The sequence below is a fragment of the Pseudonocardia sp. CA-142604 genome (genome assembly GCF_050948475.1).
Taxonomy (GTDB): Bacteria; Actinomycetota; Actinomycetes; order Mycobacteriales; family Pseudonocardiaceae; genus Pseudonocardia; species Pseudonocardia alaniniphila.
This window is the reverse complement of sequence record NZ_CP192045.1, coordinates 5,050,117-5,064,276: the sequence shown is the minus strand read 5'-3', so window position 1 is coordinate 5,064,276 and position 14,160 is coordinate 5,050,117. Positions and strand designations below refer to the sequence as shown.

The 14,160-nt window shown below is 72.1% G+C and carries 9 protein-coding genes; 3 read left to right on the top strand and 6 right to left on the bottom strand.

Annotation, left to right across the window (positions count from 1 at the left end; translation table 11 throughout):
- Positions 1 to 60: 60 nt before the first annotated feature.
- On the bottom strand, positions 61 to 600 hold the full coding sequence (locus ACQPZQ_RS22895; RefSeq protein ID WP_433283840.1) for a response regulator: 540 nt from the start codon (positions 598 to 600) through the stop codon (positions 61 to 63).
- Positions 597 to 5,021 carry a HAMP domain-containing protein gene (locus ACQPZQ_RS22890; protein ID WP_433283838.1) on the bottom strand — a complete coding sequence of 1,475 codons (4,425 nt, stop codon included), beginning with the start codon at positions 5,019 to 5,021 and terminating at the stop codon, positions 597 to 599. Before ACQPZQ_RS22890 ends, ACQPZQ_RS22895 begins: the two co-directional genes overlap by 4 nt.
- On the opposite strand from ACQPZQ_RS22890, the gene ACQPZQ_RS22885 reads away from it, so the two are divergent.
- Together ACQPZQ_RS22885 and ACQPZQ_RS22880 are read left to right on the top strand one after the other, a co-directional pair.
- Positions 5,009 to 7,333 carry a SpoIIE family protein phosphatase gene (locus tag ACQPZQ_RS22885; RefSeq protein ID WP_433283836.1) on the top strand — a complete coding sequence of 775 codons (2,325 nt, stop codon included), beginning with the start codon at positions 5,009 to 5,011 and terminating at the stop codon, positions 7,331 to 7,333. The genes ACQPZQ_RS22890 and ACQPZQ_RS22885 overlap by 13 nt on opposite strands.
- Before the next feature lie 139 nt (positions 7,334 to 7,472).
- Positions 7,473 to 8,930: a GDSL-type esterase/lipase family protein gene (locus ACQPZQ_RS22880; RefSeq protein ID WP_433283834.1), complete on the top strand. Its 1,458-nt coding sequence runs from the start codon at positions 7,473 to 7,475 to the stop codon at positions 8,928 to 8,930.
- A 6-nt stretch (positions 8,931 to 8,936) separates the two neighbouring features.
- Here ACQPZQ_RS22880 and ACQPZQ_RS22875 read toward each other — a convergent pair whose 3' ends face one another.
- The gene (locus ACQPZQ_RS22875; RefSeq protein WP_433283833.1) at positions 8,937 to 9,620 is read right to left on the bottom strand and encodes a hypothetical protein; all 684 of its coding nucleotides are present in this window, start codon (positions 9,618 to 9,620) and stop codon (positions 8,937 to 8,939) included.
- A gap of 84 nt (positions 9,621 to 9,704) precedes the next feature.
- A complete protein-coding gene (locus tag ACQPZQ_RS22870) occupies positions 9,705 to 11,429 on the bottom strand; it encodes a S8 family serine peptidase (protein WP_433283831.1) in 1,725 nt (574 codons plus the stop codon).
- A gap of 153 nt (positions 11,430 to 11,582) precedes the next feature.
- On the opposite strand from ACQPZQ_RS22870, the gene ACQPZQ_RS22865 reads away from it, so the two are divergent.
- Positions 11,583 to 12,638 carry a DNA polymerase IV gene (locus tag ACQPZQ_RS22865; protein ID WP_433283829.1) on the top strand — a complete coding sequence of 352 codons (1,056 nt, stop codon included), beginning with the start codon at positions 11,583 to 11,585 and terminating at the stop codon, positions 12,636 to 12,638.
- A 7-nt stretch (positions 12,639 to 12,645) separates the two neighbouring features.
- Here the strand turns inward: ACQPZQ_RS22865 and ACQPZQ_RS22860 are convergent, their stop codons facing one another.
- Together ACQPZQ_RS22860 and cobF are read right to left on the bottom strand one after the other, a co-directional pair.
- Positions 12,646 to 13,392 carry a cobalt-precorrin-6A reductase gene (locus ACQPZQ_RS22860; protein ID WP_433283828.1) on the bottom strand — a complete coding sequence of 249 codons (747 nt, stop codon included), beginning with the start codon at positions 13,390 to 13,392 and terminating at the stop codon, positions 12,646 to 12,648.
- A complete protein-coding gene (gene cobF, locus ACQPZQ_RS22855) occupies positions 13,389 to 14,156 on the bottom strand; it encodes a precorrin-6A synthase (deacetylating) (RefSeq protein ID WP_433283826.1) in 768 nt (255 codons plus the stop codon). The genes ACQPZQ_RS22860 and cobF overlap by 4 nt, the downstream gene beginning before the upstream one ends.
- Between the last annotated feature and the right edge of the window lie 4 nt (positions 14,157 to 14,160).

Genomic DNA, 14,160 nt, shown 5'->3' with positions numbered 1-14,160 from the left:
ACCGGGCCCGGTCGCTCGCAGGAGCGGCCGGGTCCGTGGCCGTCAGGAGGGTGCGCGGCGCTACCGGGGCCGGGGCGGGCGGGCCACGGCAAGGCGTTCCCGGGCTCGGTCCTTGCCGGTCGGGTCGCCGCCGTCGAGCAAATCCAGCGCGTCGTCCACGGCCGCACGCAGCATGCCGCACTCCGCGGCGCGCTCGGCGAGCTGCGTGTGCATCGTCCACAGGTCGACGAACACGGTGACCTTGGACCGAAGCACCCACGGGTCGAACGGCTTGGTGATGTAGTCCACGGCGCCCGCCTGGTACCCGCGGAACGCCAGGTGCGGGTCGTAGTCCACCGCCGTGAGGAACAGGATCGGGATGTGCCGCGTGCGCTCACGCTGCTTGACGTGGCCCGCGGTCTCGAAGCCGTCCATGCCAGGCATGTGGGCGTCGAGCAGGATCACCGCATAGTCCTCCACCAGCAGCCGCTTGAGGGCGTCCTCGCCACTGGTGACCGACACGATCTCGATCGGGAGTCCTTCGAGGATCGCCTGCAGCGCCAGCAGGTTGTCGCGGCGGTCGTCCACGGCCAGCACCCTGGCCGCCTGTCGTCCGGTCATTCGGCCGGCTCCCCTGCACGTACGGACACGGATCTCGGCCGCACCCACTCAGCCATCAGCGAGAGCAGCGCGTCGAGATCCACCGGTTTGGTGACGTACTCGGTGGCGCCGGCCGCGAGGCTGGACTCCCGGTCCCCGGGCATCGCCTTCGCGGTGAGGAACACGACGGGCAGGTCCCGCCCCTGCGGCAGGGTCCGGATCCGCCGGGTCGTCTCGTTGCCGTCGATATCGGGCATCATCGCGTCCATCAGGACCACGTCCACCTCGGGGTGCTGGGTGAGCAGCCGGATCCCGTCACTGCCGTTGTCGGCGTAGAGCACCGTCAGCCCGTGCAGCTCCAGCGCGCTGGTCAAGGCGAACACGTTACGCACGTCGTCGTCCACGATGAGCACGGTGACACCGGCGAGCTCGGGTGTGTGCCGCCCGCCCACCGGGCCGTCGCCAGACGGGGGCCGCAGGATCGGCTGTCCCGCGGAGGTAGGACGCTCCAGCGCGGGCATGTCCGGCACACGCCGGGGCATCATCCGGGCGGCCGCCGCCGTGACGGGCGGGAGCTCGTCGGGCAGCAGCAGGGTGAACACCGATCCCTCCTCGACCTCGGAGGTCACCTCGATGCGGCCGCCGAGCATGCGGGCCAGCTCCTTGGAGATCGAGAGCCCGAGCCCCGTGCCCCCGTACTTCCGGCTTGTCGTGCCGTCGGCCTGCTGGAACGCCTCGAAGATCATGTCGAGCTTCGCGTTCGGGATGCCGATGCCGGTGTCCCGCACGGAGAACGTGATAACCGTCTGTGCCGCGTCGAGCGCCGGCACCCCGTGCAGCGTTCCCGGTGGGGCGACCCCGATCGACAGCTCGACGAACCCGGAGTCGGTGAACTTGACGGCGTTCGCGAGGAGGTTCCGCAGGATCTGCTGGAGCCGCTGAGCGTCGCTGATGATCGTCTCGGGCAGGTCGGGATCGATCCGGACGCGCAGCTCCAGGCTCTTCTCCTCGGCCTGCGGACGGAACGCCTGCTCCACGTAGCTACGGATCTGAACGAGGTCCACCGGGGCCGGGTCGACGTCGACGCGCCCCGCCTCGATCTTCGAGAGGTCGAGGATGTCGTCGATCAGCCGCAGAAGATCCGAGCCCGCGCTGTGGATGGTGCTGGCGAACTCGATCTGCTTGTCGGTGAGGTTGTTGTTCGGGTTGTCGGCGAGCAGCCGGGACAGCAGGAGCAGGGAGTTGAGCGGCGTGCGCAGCTCGTGGCTCATGTTCGCGAGGAACTCCGACTTGTACTGGCTGGCGAGCGCGAGCTGCTGGGCCTTCTCCTCGACGCCCCGGCGGGCCGCGTCGATCTCCATGTTCTTGATCTCGACGTTGCGGTTCTGCTCGGAGAGCTCCTCGGCCTTCTCCTCCAGCTCGGAGTTGGCCCGTTGCAGCTCCGCCGACTGGTCCTGCAGCTCCATCGCCAGGCCCTGGGACTGGGCCAGCAGCTCCTCGGTGCGGCGGTTGGCCCGGATCGTGGTGATCGCGACACCGATCGTGGCGACGAGGCGCTCGAGGAACGTCAGGTGCAGCGGCGAGAACGGCGACACCGAGCCCAGCTCGATCACGCCGAGGCACTCGCCCTCGAACTGGACGGGCAGCACCACCACGGCCTGTGGCGCGGCGGAGCCCACCCCGGAGCGGATCGGCAGGTAGCCCTCCGGCACGGCTTCCACACGAACGATCCTGCGGGTGGCCGCCGCCTGCCCGACGAGGCCCTCCCCCGTACCGAACGACAGGGGCGGGTCGCCCGGCGTCATCGCGTATCCGCCGCTCATCACCCACCGCGCGCCCCGGGCGCCACTGACCGGCTCCGCTGCCAGGAAGAACGCCCCGACCTGGGCGTTCACCAGCGGGGCGACCTCGTTCATGATCATGCGACAGACCTCGCCGAGGTCGCGCTGGCCCTGCAGCAGCCCGCCGATGCGCACAAGGGTGGAGTCCAGCCAGCCCTGCTCGGCGTTCTGCCGCGTGGTCTCGCGCAGGTTGGCGATCATCTGGTTGATCGTGTCCTTGAGGTCGGCGATCTCACCCCGCGCCGCCACCGCGATCTGCTGGGTGAGGTCGCCGTGGGCCACGGCCGTGGAGACCGCCGAGATCGCGCGCAGCTGTGTGGTGAGCGTGGCCGCCAGCTGGTTGACGCTCTCGGTGAGGTCGCGCCAGGTGCCGGACACCCCGTGCACCTGCGCCAACACGCCGAGCTTGCCCTCGGTGCCGACCTCGCGGGCCACGCGCGTGACCTCATCGGCGAAGCTCGACAGCTGATCCACCATCGTGTTCACCGTCGACTTCAACTCCAGGATCTCGCCCCGGGCATCCACCGTGATCTTCTGGCTCAGGTCGCCCCGCGCGACGGCGGTGGTCACCTGCGCGATGTTGCGCACCTGGTCGGTCAGGTTCCCCGCCAGCTGGTTCACGTTCTCCGTCAGGTCCCGCCACGTCCCCGCGACACCCTTGACCTCGGCCTGCCCGCCCAGCTTCCCCTCGGTGCCCACCTCACGAGCCACCCGCGTGACCTCATCAGCGAACGACGACAGCTGATCCACCATCGTGTTCACCGTCGACTTCAACTCCAGGATCTCGCCCCGAGCATCCACCGTGATCTTCTGCGTCAGGTCACCACCGGCCACCGCCGTGGTCACCTGCGCAATGTTGCGCACCTGGTCGGTCAGGTTCCCCGCCAGCTGGTTCACGTTCTCCGTCAGGTCCCGCCACGTCCCCGCGACACCCTTGACCTCGGCCTGCCCGCCCAGCTTCCCCTCGGTGCCCACCTCACGAGCCACCCGCGTGACCTCATCAGCGAACGACGACAGCTGATCCACCATCGTGTTCACCGTCGACTTCAACTCCAGGATCTCGCCCCGAGCATCCACCGTGATCTTCTGCGTCAGGTCACCACCGGCCACCGCCGTGGTCACCTGCGCAATGTTGCGCACCTGGCTGGTCAGGTTCGAGGCCATCGAGTTCACGTTGTCGGTGAGATCGCGCCAGGTGCCGGCGACGCCCTCCACCTCGGCCTGCCCGCCGAGCATGCCCTCGGTGCCCACCTCGCGGGCCACGCGCGTGACCTCGTCGGCGAAGCTCGACAGCTGATCCACCATCGTGTTCACAGTGGACTTCAGCTCCAGGATCTCGCCCCGGGCGTCCACCGTGATCTTCTGGCTCAGGTCGCCCCGCGCGACGGCGGTGGTCACCTGCGCGATGTTGCGCACCTGCGCGGTGAGGTTGCCGGCCAGCTGGTTCACGTTCTCGGTGAGATCCCGCCAGGTGCCCGAGACGTTGGGCACCGCGGCCTGCCCGCCGAGCTTGCCCTCCGTGCCCACCTCGCGGGCCACGCGCGTGACCTCATCGGCGAAGCTCGACAGCTGATCCACCATCGTGTTGACGGTCTGCTTCAGCTCGAGGATCTCGCCCCGCGCGTCCACGCTGATCTTCTGCGACAGGTCTCCGGTGGCGACGGCCGTGGCCACCTGGGCGATGCCGCGCACCTGGTCGGTGAGGTTCGCGGCCATCAGGTTGACCGCGTCGGTGAGGTTCTTCCAGGTGCCGGCCACGTTGGGCACGACGGCCTGGCCGCCGAGGCGGCCGTCGGTGCCCACCTCACGCGCCACCCGCGTGACCTCGTCGGCGAACAGGCGCAGGGTGGCCGTCAACGCGTTGATCGTGTCGGCGAGCTCGGCGACCTCGCCGCGGGCGTTCACGGTGATCGTGCGCGACAGGTCGCCCTGCGCGATCGCGGTGGCCGCCGACGATATCGAGCGCACCTGGTTGGTCAGGTTGCTCGCCATGGTGTTGACCGAGTCGGTCAGCGCGCGCCACGTGCCGGCGACGCCCCGGACGTCGGCCTGGCCACCGAGCCTGCCGTCGGTGCCGACCTCCCGCGCGACGCGGGTGACCTCGTCGGCGAAGCTCGAGAGCTGGTCGACCATCGTGTTGACGGTGCGGCCTATGCGCCGGAACTCACCGCGCAGCGGGCGACCCTCGATCTCCAGCGCCATGTGCTGCGAGAGGTCGCCCTCGGCGACGGCCTCGATCACGCGCGCGATCTCGGCGGTGGGCGCGGCCAGGTCGTCGATCAGTGCGTTGACCGCCTGCACCCCGGTGGCCCAGGCCCCGTCGTAGGACTCCTCGTTGAGCCGGTCGGACATCCGGCCCTCACGGCCGACCACCCGGCTGATCCGGAGCAGGTCACGGTTGCGCCGCTCCTGGAGCGCGACCATCTCGTTGAACTCGTCGACGACCTCTCCCGCGGGCCCCTGCCGCCGCGGCAATCGGACCTCGAAGCGACCGAGCCGCACCTTGCGCAGGGCCTCGGCCAACTCCGCCAACAAGGCGGTGTCGCCGGCCGCGGCGGGCTCCCCGGGGACCGGGGAGCTCTGGGGCCGTGTGGTGGTCATGCCCGCCGTCCTCCCATGCTCGGACAGCGGCCGGGCACGGGCGCACCACGGCACCGGCGCGGCCGCCGCAGCACCCGACCCTAACGGATCCCATAGCAACTGATCCCGTTGCAGTCGATCCCGCTTTCATCGATCTGGCGGCGCTCCGGACGGCGGCGCGAGCGCGTCCGCAGCCGACAGTGCACACTGCGTCCGTGCCCGTTCAGCTCGAGCGGCGGACCAGGCTGCCGCCGGATGCCCGATCGGCCGGACGAGCGCGCCGAATGCTCCAGGAGGCACTGCGCGATCTCGACCCCGCCACCAGCGGCGATGGCAGCACCGGGGCCGATGGTGCCGACCTCGTCGACACCGTCGTGCTGCTCGCGAGCGAGCTGTGCGAGAACGCCGTCCTGCACGCCGGCACGGAGTTCGAGGTGGCCCTCACCGTCAGTGACGACGAGGTCACAGTGGCCGTGACCGACCGGGGTGCGGGTCCGCTCGAACTGCACCTCGCCCAGCCACGCCAGCGCTACGGCCGCGCCGCCAGCCACGGCCGCGGCCTCGCACTCGTGCAGCGCCTCGCCACGACGTGGGGCACCCGCCACGAGTCCGACGGGCGCCACATCACGTGGTTCTCCCTCAGCCGGGGCCGCACCACGGCCGCACCCGCCGCCCCGGCCGCACCGCCGGACACCGAGCGCGTGTGGACCAGCGCCGAGCAGGCCCGCTGGCTGCTGCACGTTCCCTCGGCCCTCGGCGACCGGCTGGAACCGGTGGAGCTGGTTGCGGAACTCGTCCGGAGGCTGCGTGAGCTTCTCGGCGCCGAGTCGGTGGAGGTGGAGGTCGACGAGGGCGACGGCACCGGCTCCCGGGAGATCGCCCGGGACGGCGCCGCGACGAGCGGGGGCGTGGCCGTCGAGGTGCGCCTGCCCATGACGGCACCGCTTCGCGGCGTCCTGCGGGTGGTGCACCGCTCGTCCCGGCAGAACGCGAGCATCGACGCCGACAGGACGCGCGATCTCACCGAGCTCGTCGCCACGCGCATCGCGATGGCCGTCGAGTCCAACTGGCTGCGCGGTGTGGACCAGCGCAGGCGCTCGTGGATGACCTACCTCGCGGAGACCAGCGAGCTGCTCGGCCAGTCCCTGGACGTCGACCTGGCGGTCGCGGTGGTCCCTCAGGTCGTCGTGCCCCGGCTCGGCCGGTGGTGCGCCGTCCATCTCGTCGAGCCCTCCGGACGCCTCCGGCTCGCCGCGCTCACCCACGCCGACGAGACCAAGCTCTCCGAGCTGCGCGGTGTGCTCGATCCGGACGGCTCCCCCGGCCTGCCTCCCGAGCTGCGGTCCAGGTTCACCGAGCTGGCCCGCGACGGCTCCGCCCCGGTGCGCTTCGCGGTGCCGACCGACGGGATCGCGGTGCCGCTGCGCGCCCGCGGCCGCACGATCGGCACGCTCCTCGTCGGACGCCCCGACGGGCGCCCGCACAGCCCCGAGGACATCGTGATGGCAGGCGACATCGCCCGCCGCGCCGCGCTCACGATCCACAACGCGCAGAGCACCGGTGCGCACGTCGCCGTCTCCCAGGCTCTCCAGCAGGCACTGCTCCCCCGCGCGCTGCCGGTGGTGCCCGGGGTCGACTTCGCGGCCGAGTACCTCCCGGCGAGCACGGGCAGCGACGTCGGCGGCGACTTCTACGACGTGCTCACCGTCGACCCGTCGCACTGGCTGGTCTCGATCGGTGACGTCTGCGGCAAGGGTGCCCGCGCCGCGGCGCGCACCGGTCTCGTGCGGGACGTCCTGCGGGTCCTCGTGCGGGACGACCGGCCGCTGCCGCGGGCCATCGAGATGCTCAACCAGGTCATGATCGAGGCCGGTGATCCCCTGCAGTTCTGCACCCTCGCCGCCGCGATGATCAGCAGGCGGCGACCGGCCGGGATCGATCCGTCGGGCCGCAGCACGCATGCCGGGCTCGACGTCGAGCTCGTGCTCGCCGGGCACGTGCAACCCGTGCTCCTGCGCGCCGACGGCACCGCTGAGCTCATCGGGCAGTTCGGCACGGCCGTCGGGCTGCTGCCCTCCGTGCGCCTGACCTGCACGCCGCACCGTCTCGGACCGGGCGACACGCTCCTCGTCTACACCGACGGGGTCACCGAGCGCCGTCGGGGCCGCGAGCAGTTCGGCGCGGAGCGGCTGCTCGAAGTGGCCACCGGTGCGGCCGGGCGGCCGGCGCGACAGGTCGTCGCAGCGGTGCGGGAGGCGGTCGAACGCTTCTCCGCCGATCCGCTCGACGACGACGTGGCCCTCCTGGCGGTGCGGGCCGTACCCGCACGCTGACCCGGCCGGAGGAATCGGACCCCGGGGATCGACCGCTCGCAGGTACCGTCGGTGGTCGCGATCGCTCATCCTGGTTGGCGATCGCCGATCACGGATGAACGGGGGCGGAGCACTGAACAGGGGGGATAGCCGGCGAACCGTGCTCCAGGAGCTGCGTTCGTGGCCGACGCTGCTGCTCGTGCTGTTCTGCCTCGGTGTCGGCATCCCCACCGCGGTCGCGCTCACCCCGGCCCAGGATCTCGAGGTGTTCGGCCAGCACATCGAGGTCGGGGCCCGTCCCCCGCAGCTGTCGGTCGCCGGTCCCGCCCGGCTCGTGCAGGTGGGGAACACCGCGCTCGACGTCGACCGGTTGCGTGTCTACGGACCCCTGCGCCCGCAGCTGACCATGGGCCCGGTGCAGCGCAACGCGGCCGCAGCCGCGGTGTTCGACCCCGGCGCGGCGCCCAAGGCGGGCGAGGCCGCGATCTCGACCGTCACCAAGGGCTTCGTCACCTGGTACGTGCTCGGTGGCCTCGGGCTGGTCGCCTTCACGCTCACCGCCGCGGCCGGCGCGGCCGGTGTACGCACCCTCGTCGTGCTCCGCCGCCAGAGCCGTGAGACGGGGGGCCACGCCCCGCTTCCCGAGATCGTCGCGTACTGCCTGCGAGCTGCACGACGGATGACCGCGATCGCGGTCATCGCCTCCGTCGTGGCGTGGGGTGTGTCGGGGGTGCTCGCCTACGGCGGCGCCGTGCAGGGGCTGCGCGGGGTGTCCTCGCTCGCTCAGCTCGTCGGCGCGTACCACCTGAGCCCGGATCCGGTCGGGCCGCCGGTCAGCGGGTTCGAGGGCGCGGTGATCGGCGACTCGCGGGCCGTCCGGGTCGGCGGGCCGCCGCTGCCCGGCGGCACGGCCGACGACGCCGCCTGTGAGCGCAGCACCGATTCACTCGCCACCGAGATCGGCCATCTCACCTCGGCGAACGTGCTCAACCTCGCCTGTCCGAGCGCCACCGTCACCACCGGGCTGCGCGGTCCGCAGCAGCGTGGCGACCGGCTGGTGCCTGCCCAGATCGGTGTGCTCAAGCAGGTGCGGGACCTGCGGTTCGTCGTGGTGGCGATCGGCCCCAACGACGTCGGCTGGACCGACTTCCTGCGCTACTGCTACGGCGTGGCGGACTGCTCCGACCAGCTCACCCAGGGCGAGTTCGACTATCGGATGGCAGCGTTCGACCGCGTCTACGGCGACCTGCTCATCGACCTCAACGACCTGCCCGGCCGCCCCCAGATCATCGTGATGACCTCCTACGGGGCGTTCCCTCCCGACGCCGACTGCCCCGACACGCGCGCAGAGGGCTACCCAGGGCTCGACGCCGGCAAGATCAGCCTGCTCACCGACCGCAACGAGCAGCTCAACGCGGTGCTGGAGACCGGGGCGGAGAAGTACGGCTTCGCGGTGGCCCGCCCCGAGCTCGGGCTGCTGTGCGAGGACGGGGTCGACGGGCTGGGGCCCGACCTGCAGGGCATGGCCGACCCCTTCCCGTTCCATCCCACCGGGGTCGGTTCGCTGCGGATGGCCTCGTCGGTGGTGCGGCTCATCGCGCCGACGCCCACGCGCTGACCGGGCTCAGCCCACGTCCGGGGTGACGGCGAGCGCCCGTGCCTCCCGCAGCGTCCGGCGCCGCACCCCGACCGCCACGCCGACCACGATCAGCGACAGGAACGGGCTGGGGAACCCGAGCGCTGTGCCCACGGCGATGTCGGCAGCTGGCGCCAGCACGGCGCCTGCGAAGACCCAGGGCGCCGCCGTCGGGAGACGTACCGGACGACCGGTGCGGCGATCGCGGGACCAGCGGGTCTTCCCACCCGGCTTCACCACCGACAGCCACGCCTGGAACGCGATGGCCGAGGCCATCGCCGCGGTGCCCAGGAGCAGACCCGGCGGTGGACCCGCACCCAGGGCGTCGCCTGTCGCGTCGAGCGCCGGCGAGAGCAGGAAGACGCCGGCATAGAGCTGTACGAGCGTTATCGCGAACTTGGCGAGGACCCAGCGGTGGTGGGTCAAGCCCCACTGCGTGCCGAGCCCCAGCATGATCCCCGTTGCCGCCGATGCGTTCCCGAGCGGGGCGAGCAGGGCGACGTCGAGGTACTGCGCCATCGCCGTCGCCCCGGCCGCCGCCGCCGGATCCCGGGCCGTCACGGCCAGGTAGAGCAGCGCGAAGAGCACCAGCGCCAACGTCATCCAGCCCGCCGAGGTCAGGACGTGCAGCCAGACCGTCATCTGCCGCCAGCGACGGGAGGTGCGCGCCATGGCCGCGATCATCGAGGACCGCGGCGCGGGAGGACTCCGGGGGAACCCCGGAATCATCCCCGGGTTTCCCGCTGACCAGCCGGATCAGGGCGCGCCAGCGCTCACCGCGGCCAGCGCGTCGACGATGCCCGCGCCGTAGTGCCCGTTGAACTCCGCATCGCCGGCACACGGGGCGTCGAAGTCCGGCGTCCGCCCTTCCCGGGTGTAGGACACCATCGGCGCCGGGCACGACCTGGACGCGGCCGTGTCCACGAGCACACGCTCCACCTCGTCGGGGGGCATCGTCAGGTTCCCGGGGTGCTGCGGGTCGGGCGTGCCGAACTCGCTCACCACCAGTGCCGCGACGCCCGCCACGTACGGCGCGGCCATCGATGTGCCCTGCAGGGGAACGTAGTAGCCGCAGCCACGCGGCCCGCAGAAACTCTGCACACCGTTGGCGGTGCCACGTGCCGTGACCGCGCCCTTCGCGTCGACCGCCCCGCTCGCCCCGAGAAGGCTGCGCGGGTAGGTGGAGAGCACGAGGTTCTCCGGACGCCCGAAGCTCGGCGTCCCGAACCCGTCCTGGAACCAGCCACCGGGCGCGGCCACGGAGACCTGCTCGAGGCCGTAGTTCGAGTAGTCGGCCTTGGTGCCCGACGGCCCGACCGCCGACACCCCGATGACGTGCGGACCCTCGGCCGGCAGGAGCAGGCACGTGCCGTTGTCGATCTTCCTCGCGTAGGCGCTACCGGCCGGGCTGTTGGGGCTGGTCGGGTCGGATCCCGGGCTGCCGAGGTCCACGTGCCCGTTGCCGAGCGAGCCCACCAGCGTGACGCCCTTGGCGTGGGCGTACTCCAGCGCCCGGCTCACCGCCTCCACGGTGGTGCGCTGCGCGATCCGGGCTTCGGGCGGGTCGGCCGGGTTGTCGAGGCAGTTGTAGAGCCAGGGATCGACGAAGAACGACATGTTGATCACGTCGAGCCCGATGTCGGCGCCGTAGGTCAACGCGTCGATCACCGGCTGCAGGAACATCAGCCCCGAGTCCTGGCCGCCCCGGATGCTCACGAGCGTGATGCCCGGTGCCACACCCGAGATGCCCGACCGGTCGGCAGCGGCGGCCACGATTCCGGCCACGTGCGTGCCGTGGCCTGCGTCGTCGTGATCGGCGGGATCGATGCAGTCGGCGAACTCGCACGGACCGTCCATCTCGGCGCCGGCCTCGTCGCGCGGGATGTCGGTGACGAAGTTGCGCGACAGCCGCGTGTCGACGTTCGCCGCGAGGTCGGGATGGGTGGCGTCGATGCCGCTGTCGAGAATTCCGACCTGCACCCGCCGGTCTCCGGCCTGCACCGCGCGGGCGGCATCGGCCTTGATCATCGCCAGCCCCCACTGCTGTGAATCCAGTGGGTCGAGCCCCGCGGGCCCCTGGGGGGCAGCCGGCGTGACCGCCGAGGCGGCCGCCGGCGGGGAAGCGGCCTGCGCGGTGTGCGCTGGCGGCGCTGCACCGACGACCCGCGCGCGGACCGCCCCGAACACGGCGTCGTCGGCGGTGACGGCCTCCGCGAATCCGGTGGCCGGCGCCTGCACGACCAGCGCACCGACCGCGGCGTTCTCCCGCAGCACCTGCCCCCCGGCCGCCTGCACCGCCGCGTCGGCCGCGGCGCGCACGCCGGCGTCACCGGTAGCGGTGAGCAGGACCGTGTACTCCGCGTACCCGACGCTCGCCGTGCTCGTGGGCGCCATGGCCCTCGGCACCACCATCACGACCGGCGCAACCAGCGCGACGCCGACGAGCACGCCGACCAGGGCGAGTACGCGGGGATTCCTCACCACAGCCCTCCCGAGAGTGCCGTCCCGGGAACAGGACGAGTGCGGATGACCTTAGGGCATCGCACTGCGCGGCCCCATTCCCTGACGAGACGCTGTCGGGCGAATGCCGAGGAACGCCCTTCTCATTCTCGATGAGCCCGGCACACTGACCGCGTGGCCTCGTGGGTGCTGCACGTCGATCTCGACCAGTTCATCGCCGCGGTCGAGATCCTGCGTCGCCCCGAGCTCGCCGGGCTCCCCGTGGTGGTCGGGGGCAAGGGCGATCCGACACAGCGCGCTGTGGTCGCCACGGCGTCGTACGAGGCGCGCGCACACGGCGTCCGGTCCGGGTTGCCGATGCGTACAGCGGCGAAGCGCTGCCCGGACGCGGTGTTCCTGCCCGCGGACAACCCCCACTACGAGGAGGTCTCCGCGGAGGTGATGGCGACCCTGCGCGGGTTCGACGGCGTGGTCGTCGAGGTGATGGGCTGGGACGAGGCGTTCGTCGGCGCCGACACCGACGATCCCGAGGCGCTCGCGCGGGCCATCCGGGCCGCCGTGCTCGCGCGCACCCGGCTGTCGTGCTCGGTCGGGATCGGGGACAACATGCTGCGCGCCAAGCTCGCCACGGAGTTCGCCAAGCCCGGCACGGGCGACGGGGTGTTCCGGCTGACCGCGGCGAACTGGGACGAGGTCATGGCGCACCGGCCGACCCGGGCGCTCTGGGGCATCGGCGCGAAGACCGCAGGCAAGCTCGCCGACCGCGGCATCCACACCGTCGCCGAGCTCGCCGCGGCCGACCCTGCCGCCCTCGCCGCCGATCTGGGCCCGGCCCTCGGACCGTGGTACGTGCAGCTGGGGCGCGGGATCGGCCGCGCCACGGTGGAGGGCACGCCATGGGTGCCCCGCTCGCGGAGCAAGGAGACGACCTTCCAGGAGAACCTCACGGCCTGGGACGACGTGCGCACGGAGGTCGCCGCCCTCGCCCGGCGGGTGGCGGCCGACATCGCCGGCGATCGCCCGGCCGCACGGGTGGCGGTCAAGGTGCGGTTCGCGCCGTTCTCCACCTACACGCGCAGCGCCACCCTCGACGAGCCCACGCACGATCCCGGCGTCCTCGCCGCCGCTGCGCTTCAGGTGCTCGAGAAGTTCACGTCCCGGCGGCCGGTGCGGCTGCTCGGCGTGCGGGCGGAGTTCGCCAAGGACGAGCCCGAGGCGACCGAGCCCTAGCCGATCCTCACGGCAGTGCGGACAGGCGGTTCTCCAGCCAACGGACCGCCTCATCGACGGTGCTCACCGCCGGCGCGGCGGGTGCGGGCGGGCGAGCGAGCATCACGACGGGAACGCCCAGCTCACGGGCGGCGACCAGCTTGGCCGCGGTCATCTCGCCCCCGCTGTCGCGCGTGACCAGCACGTCGATGTGGTGCTCGCGCAGGAGCTCGCGCTCGGCGTCGGCGGTGAAGGGACCGCGGGCCTGGATGACCTCACACCGGGCCGGCAGCGGTGGTGGCGGCGGGTCGACGCTGCGCAGGAGGAACCAGAGCCGGTCGAGGCCGGCGAAGGCAGCGAGATCGCCGCGACCGGTGGTCAGGAAGACCCGCTCCCCCAACGCGGGCAGCACGGCAGCGGCGCTCGCGGCGTCGGGAACGCGGTGCCAGCGGTCCCCCGGGCCCGCGGTCCAGCCCGCGCGCCGCAGCAGGAGCAGCGGCACTCCGGCGGCGGCGCCGGCCGCCACGGCGTTCTCCGTCATGCGGACGGCGAAGGGATGTGTGGCGTCGACGACCACCTCGGTGCCGTGCCGGCGCAGCCACGCCACCAGCCCGTGGGCGCCCCCGAACCCACCGATGCGGACGTCCCCCTGCGGGAGTGCGGGCACCGCCACGCGCCCGGCCAGCGAGGACGTGACCGTGAACTCGGGGCGGCCGTGCAGCGCCGCGACCAGCCTGCGTGCCTGGCCGGTGCCGCCGAGCACGAGAACCTTCACCCGTCCCGCCGCCGCAGCAGATAGGTGTCCATGATCCAGCCCTTGCGCTCGCGCCACTCGGCGCGGATCCGCACGATCTCGTCCTTGACCTGCTGCAGGTCGCCGTGCACGAGCACCTCGTCGGGGGTGCCGACGTAGGCACCCCAGTAGATGTCGATGTCGGTGTCGGTGAGGCTCGCGAAGGCGTTGCGGGCGTCCAGCATCACGACGACGTCGTCGATCCCGGCAGGCAGTCCCTCGCCGGCCAGCCGGCGGCCGGTGGTGACCGCGAACGGACGACCGGTGCGGTTGAGAGCCACCCTGTGTTGCGCCGCGAGGGCCTGTACGCTGCTGATCCCCGGGATCGACTCCACCCGGAACGTGACGGCCCCGCGCCCGGCGATGCGCTCCAGGATGCGCAGCGTCCCGTCGTAGACGGCGGGATCGCCCCACACCAGGAAGGCGCCGCAGCCGTCGGTGTCGAGCTCGTCGGCGATCATCCGCTCGTAGATCGACTCGCGGCGCTCCTGCCAGTCGACGACGGCCTGCTCGTAGCGGCCCGGACCGGCCGCCCGGTCCCGCTCCGGGTCGCCCGCCTCGACCACCCGGTGCGGCCGCGTCACGTGCCGCTCCAGGAGTTCGGTGCGCAGCCGCGCCAGATCGTTCTTGTCCTCTCCCTTGTCGATCGTGAAGAACACGTCGACGCGGTTCATCGCGGCGACCGCCTGCAGTGTGAGGTGCTGGGGGTCGCCTGCGCCGATACCGATCACGTACACGGTGCGCACGGCT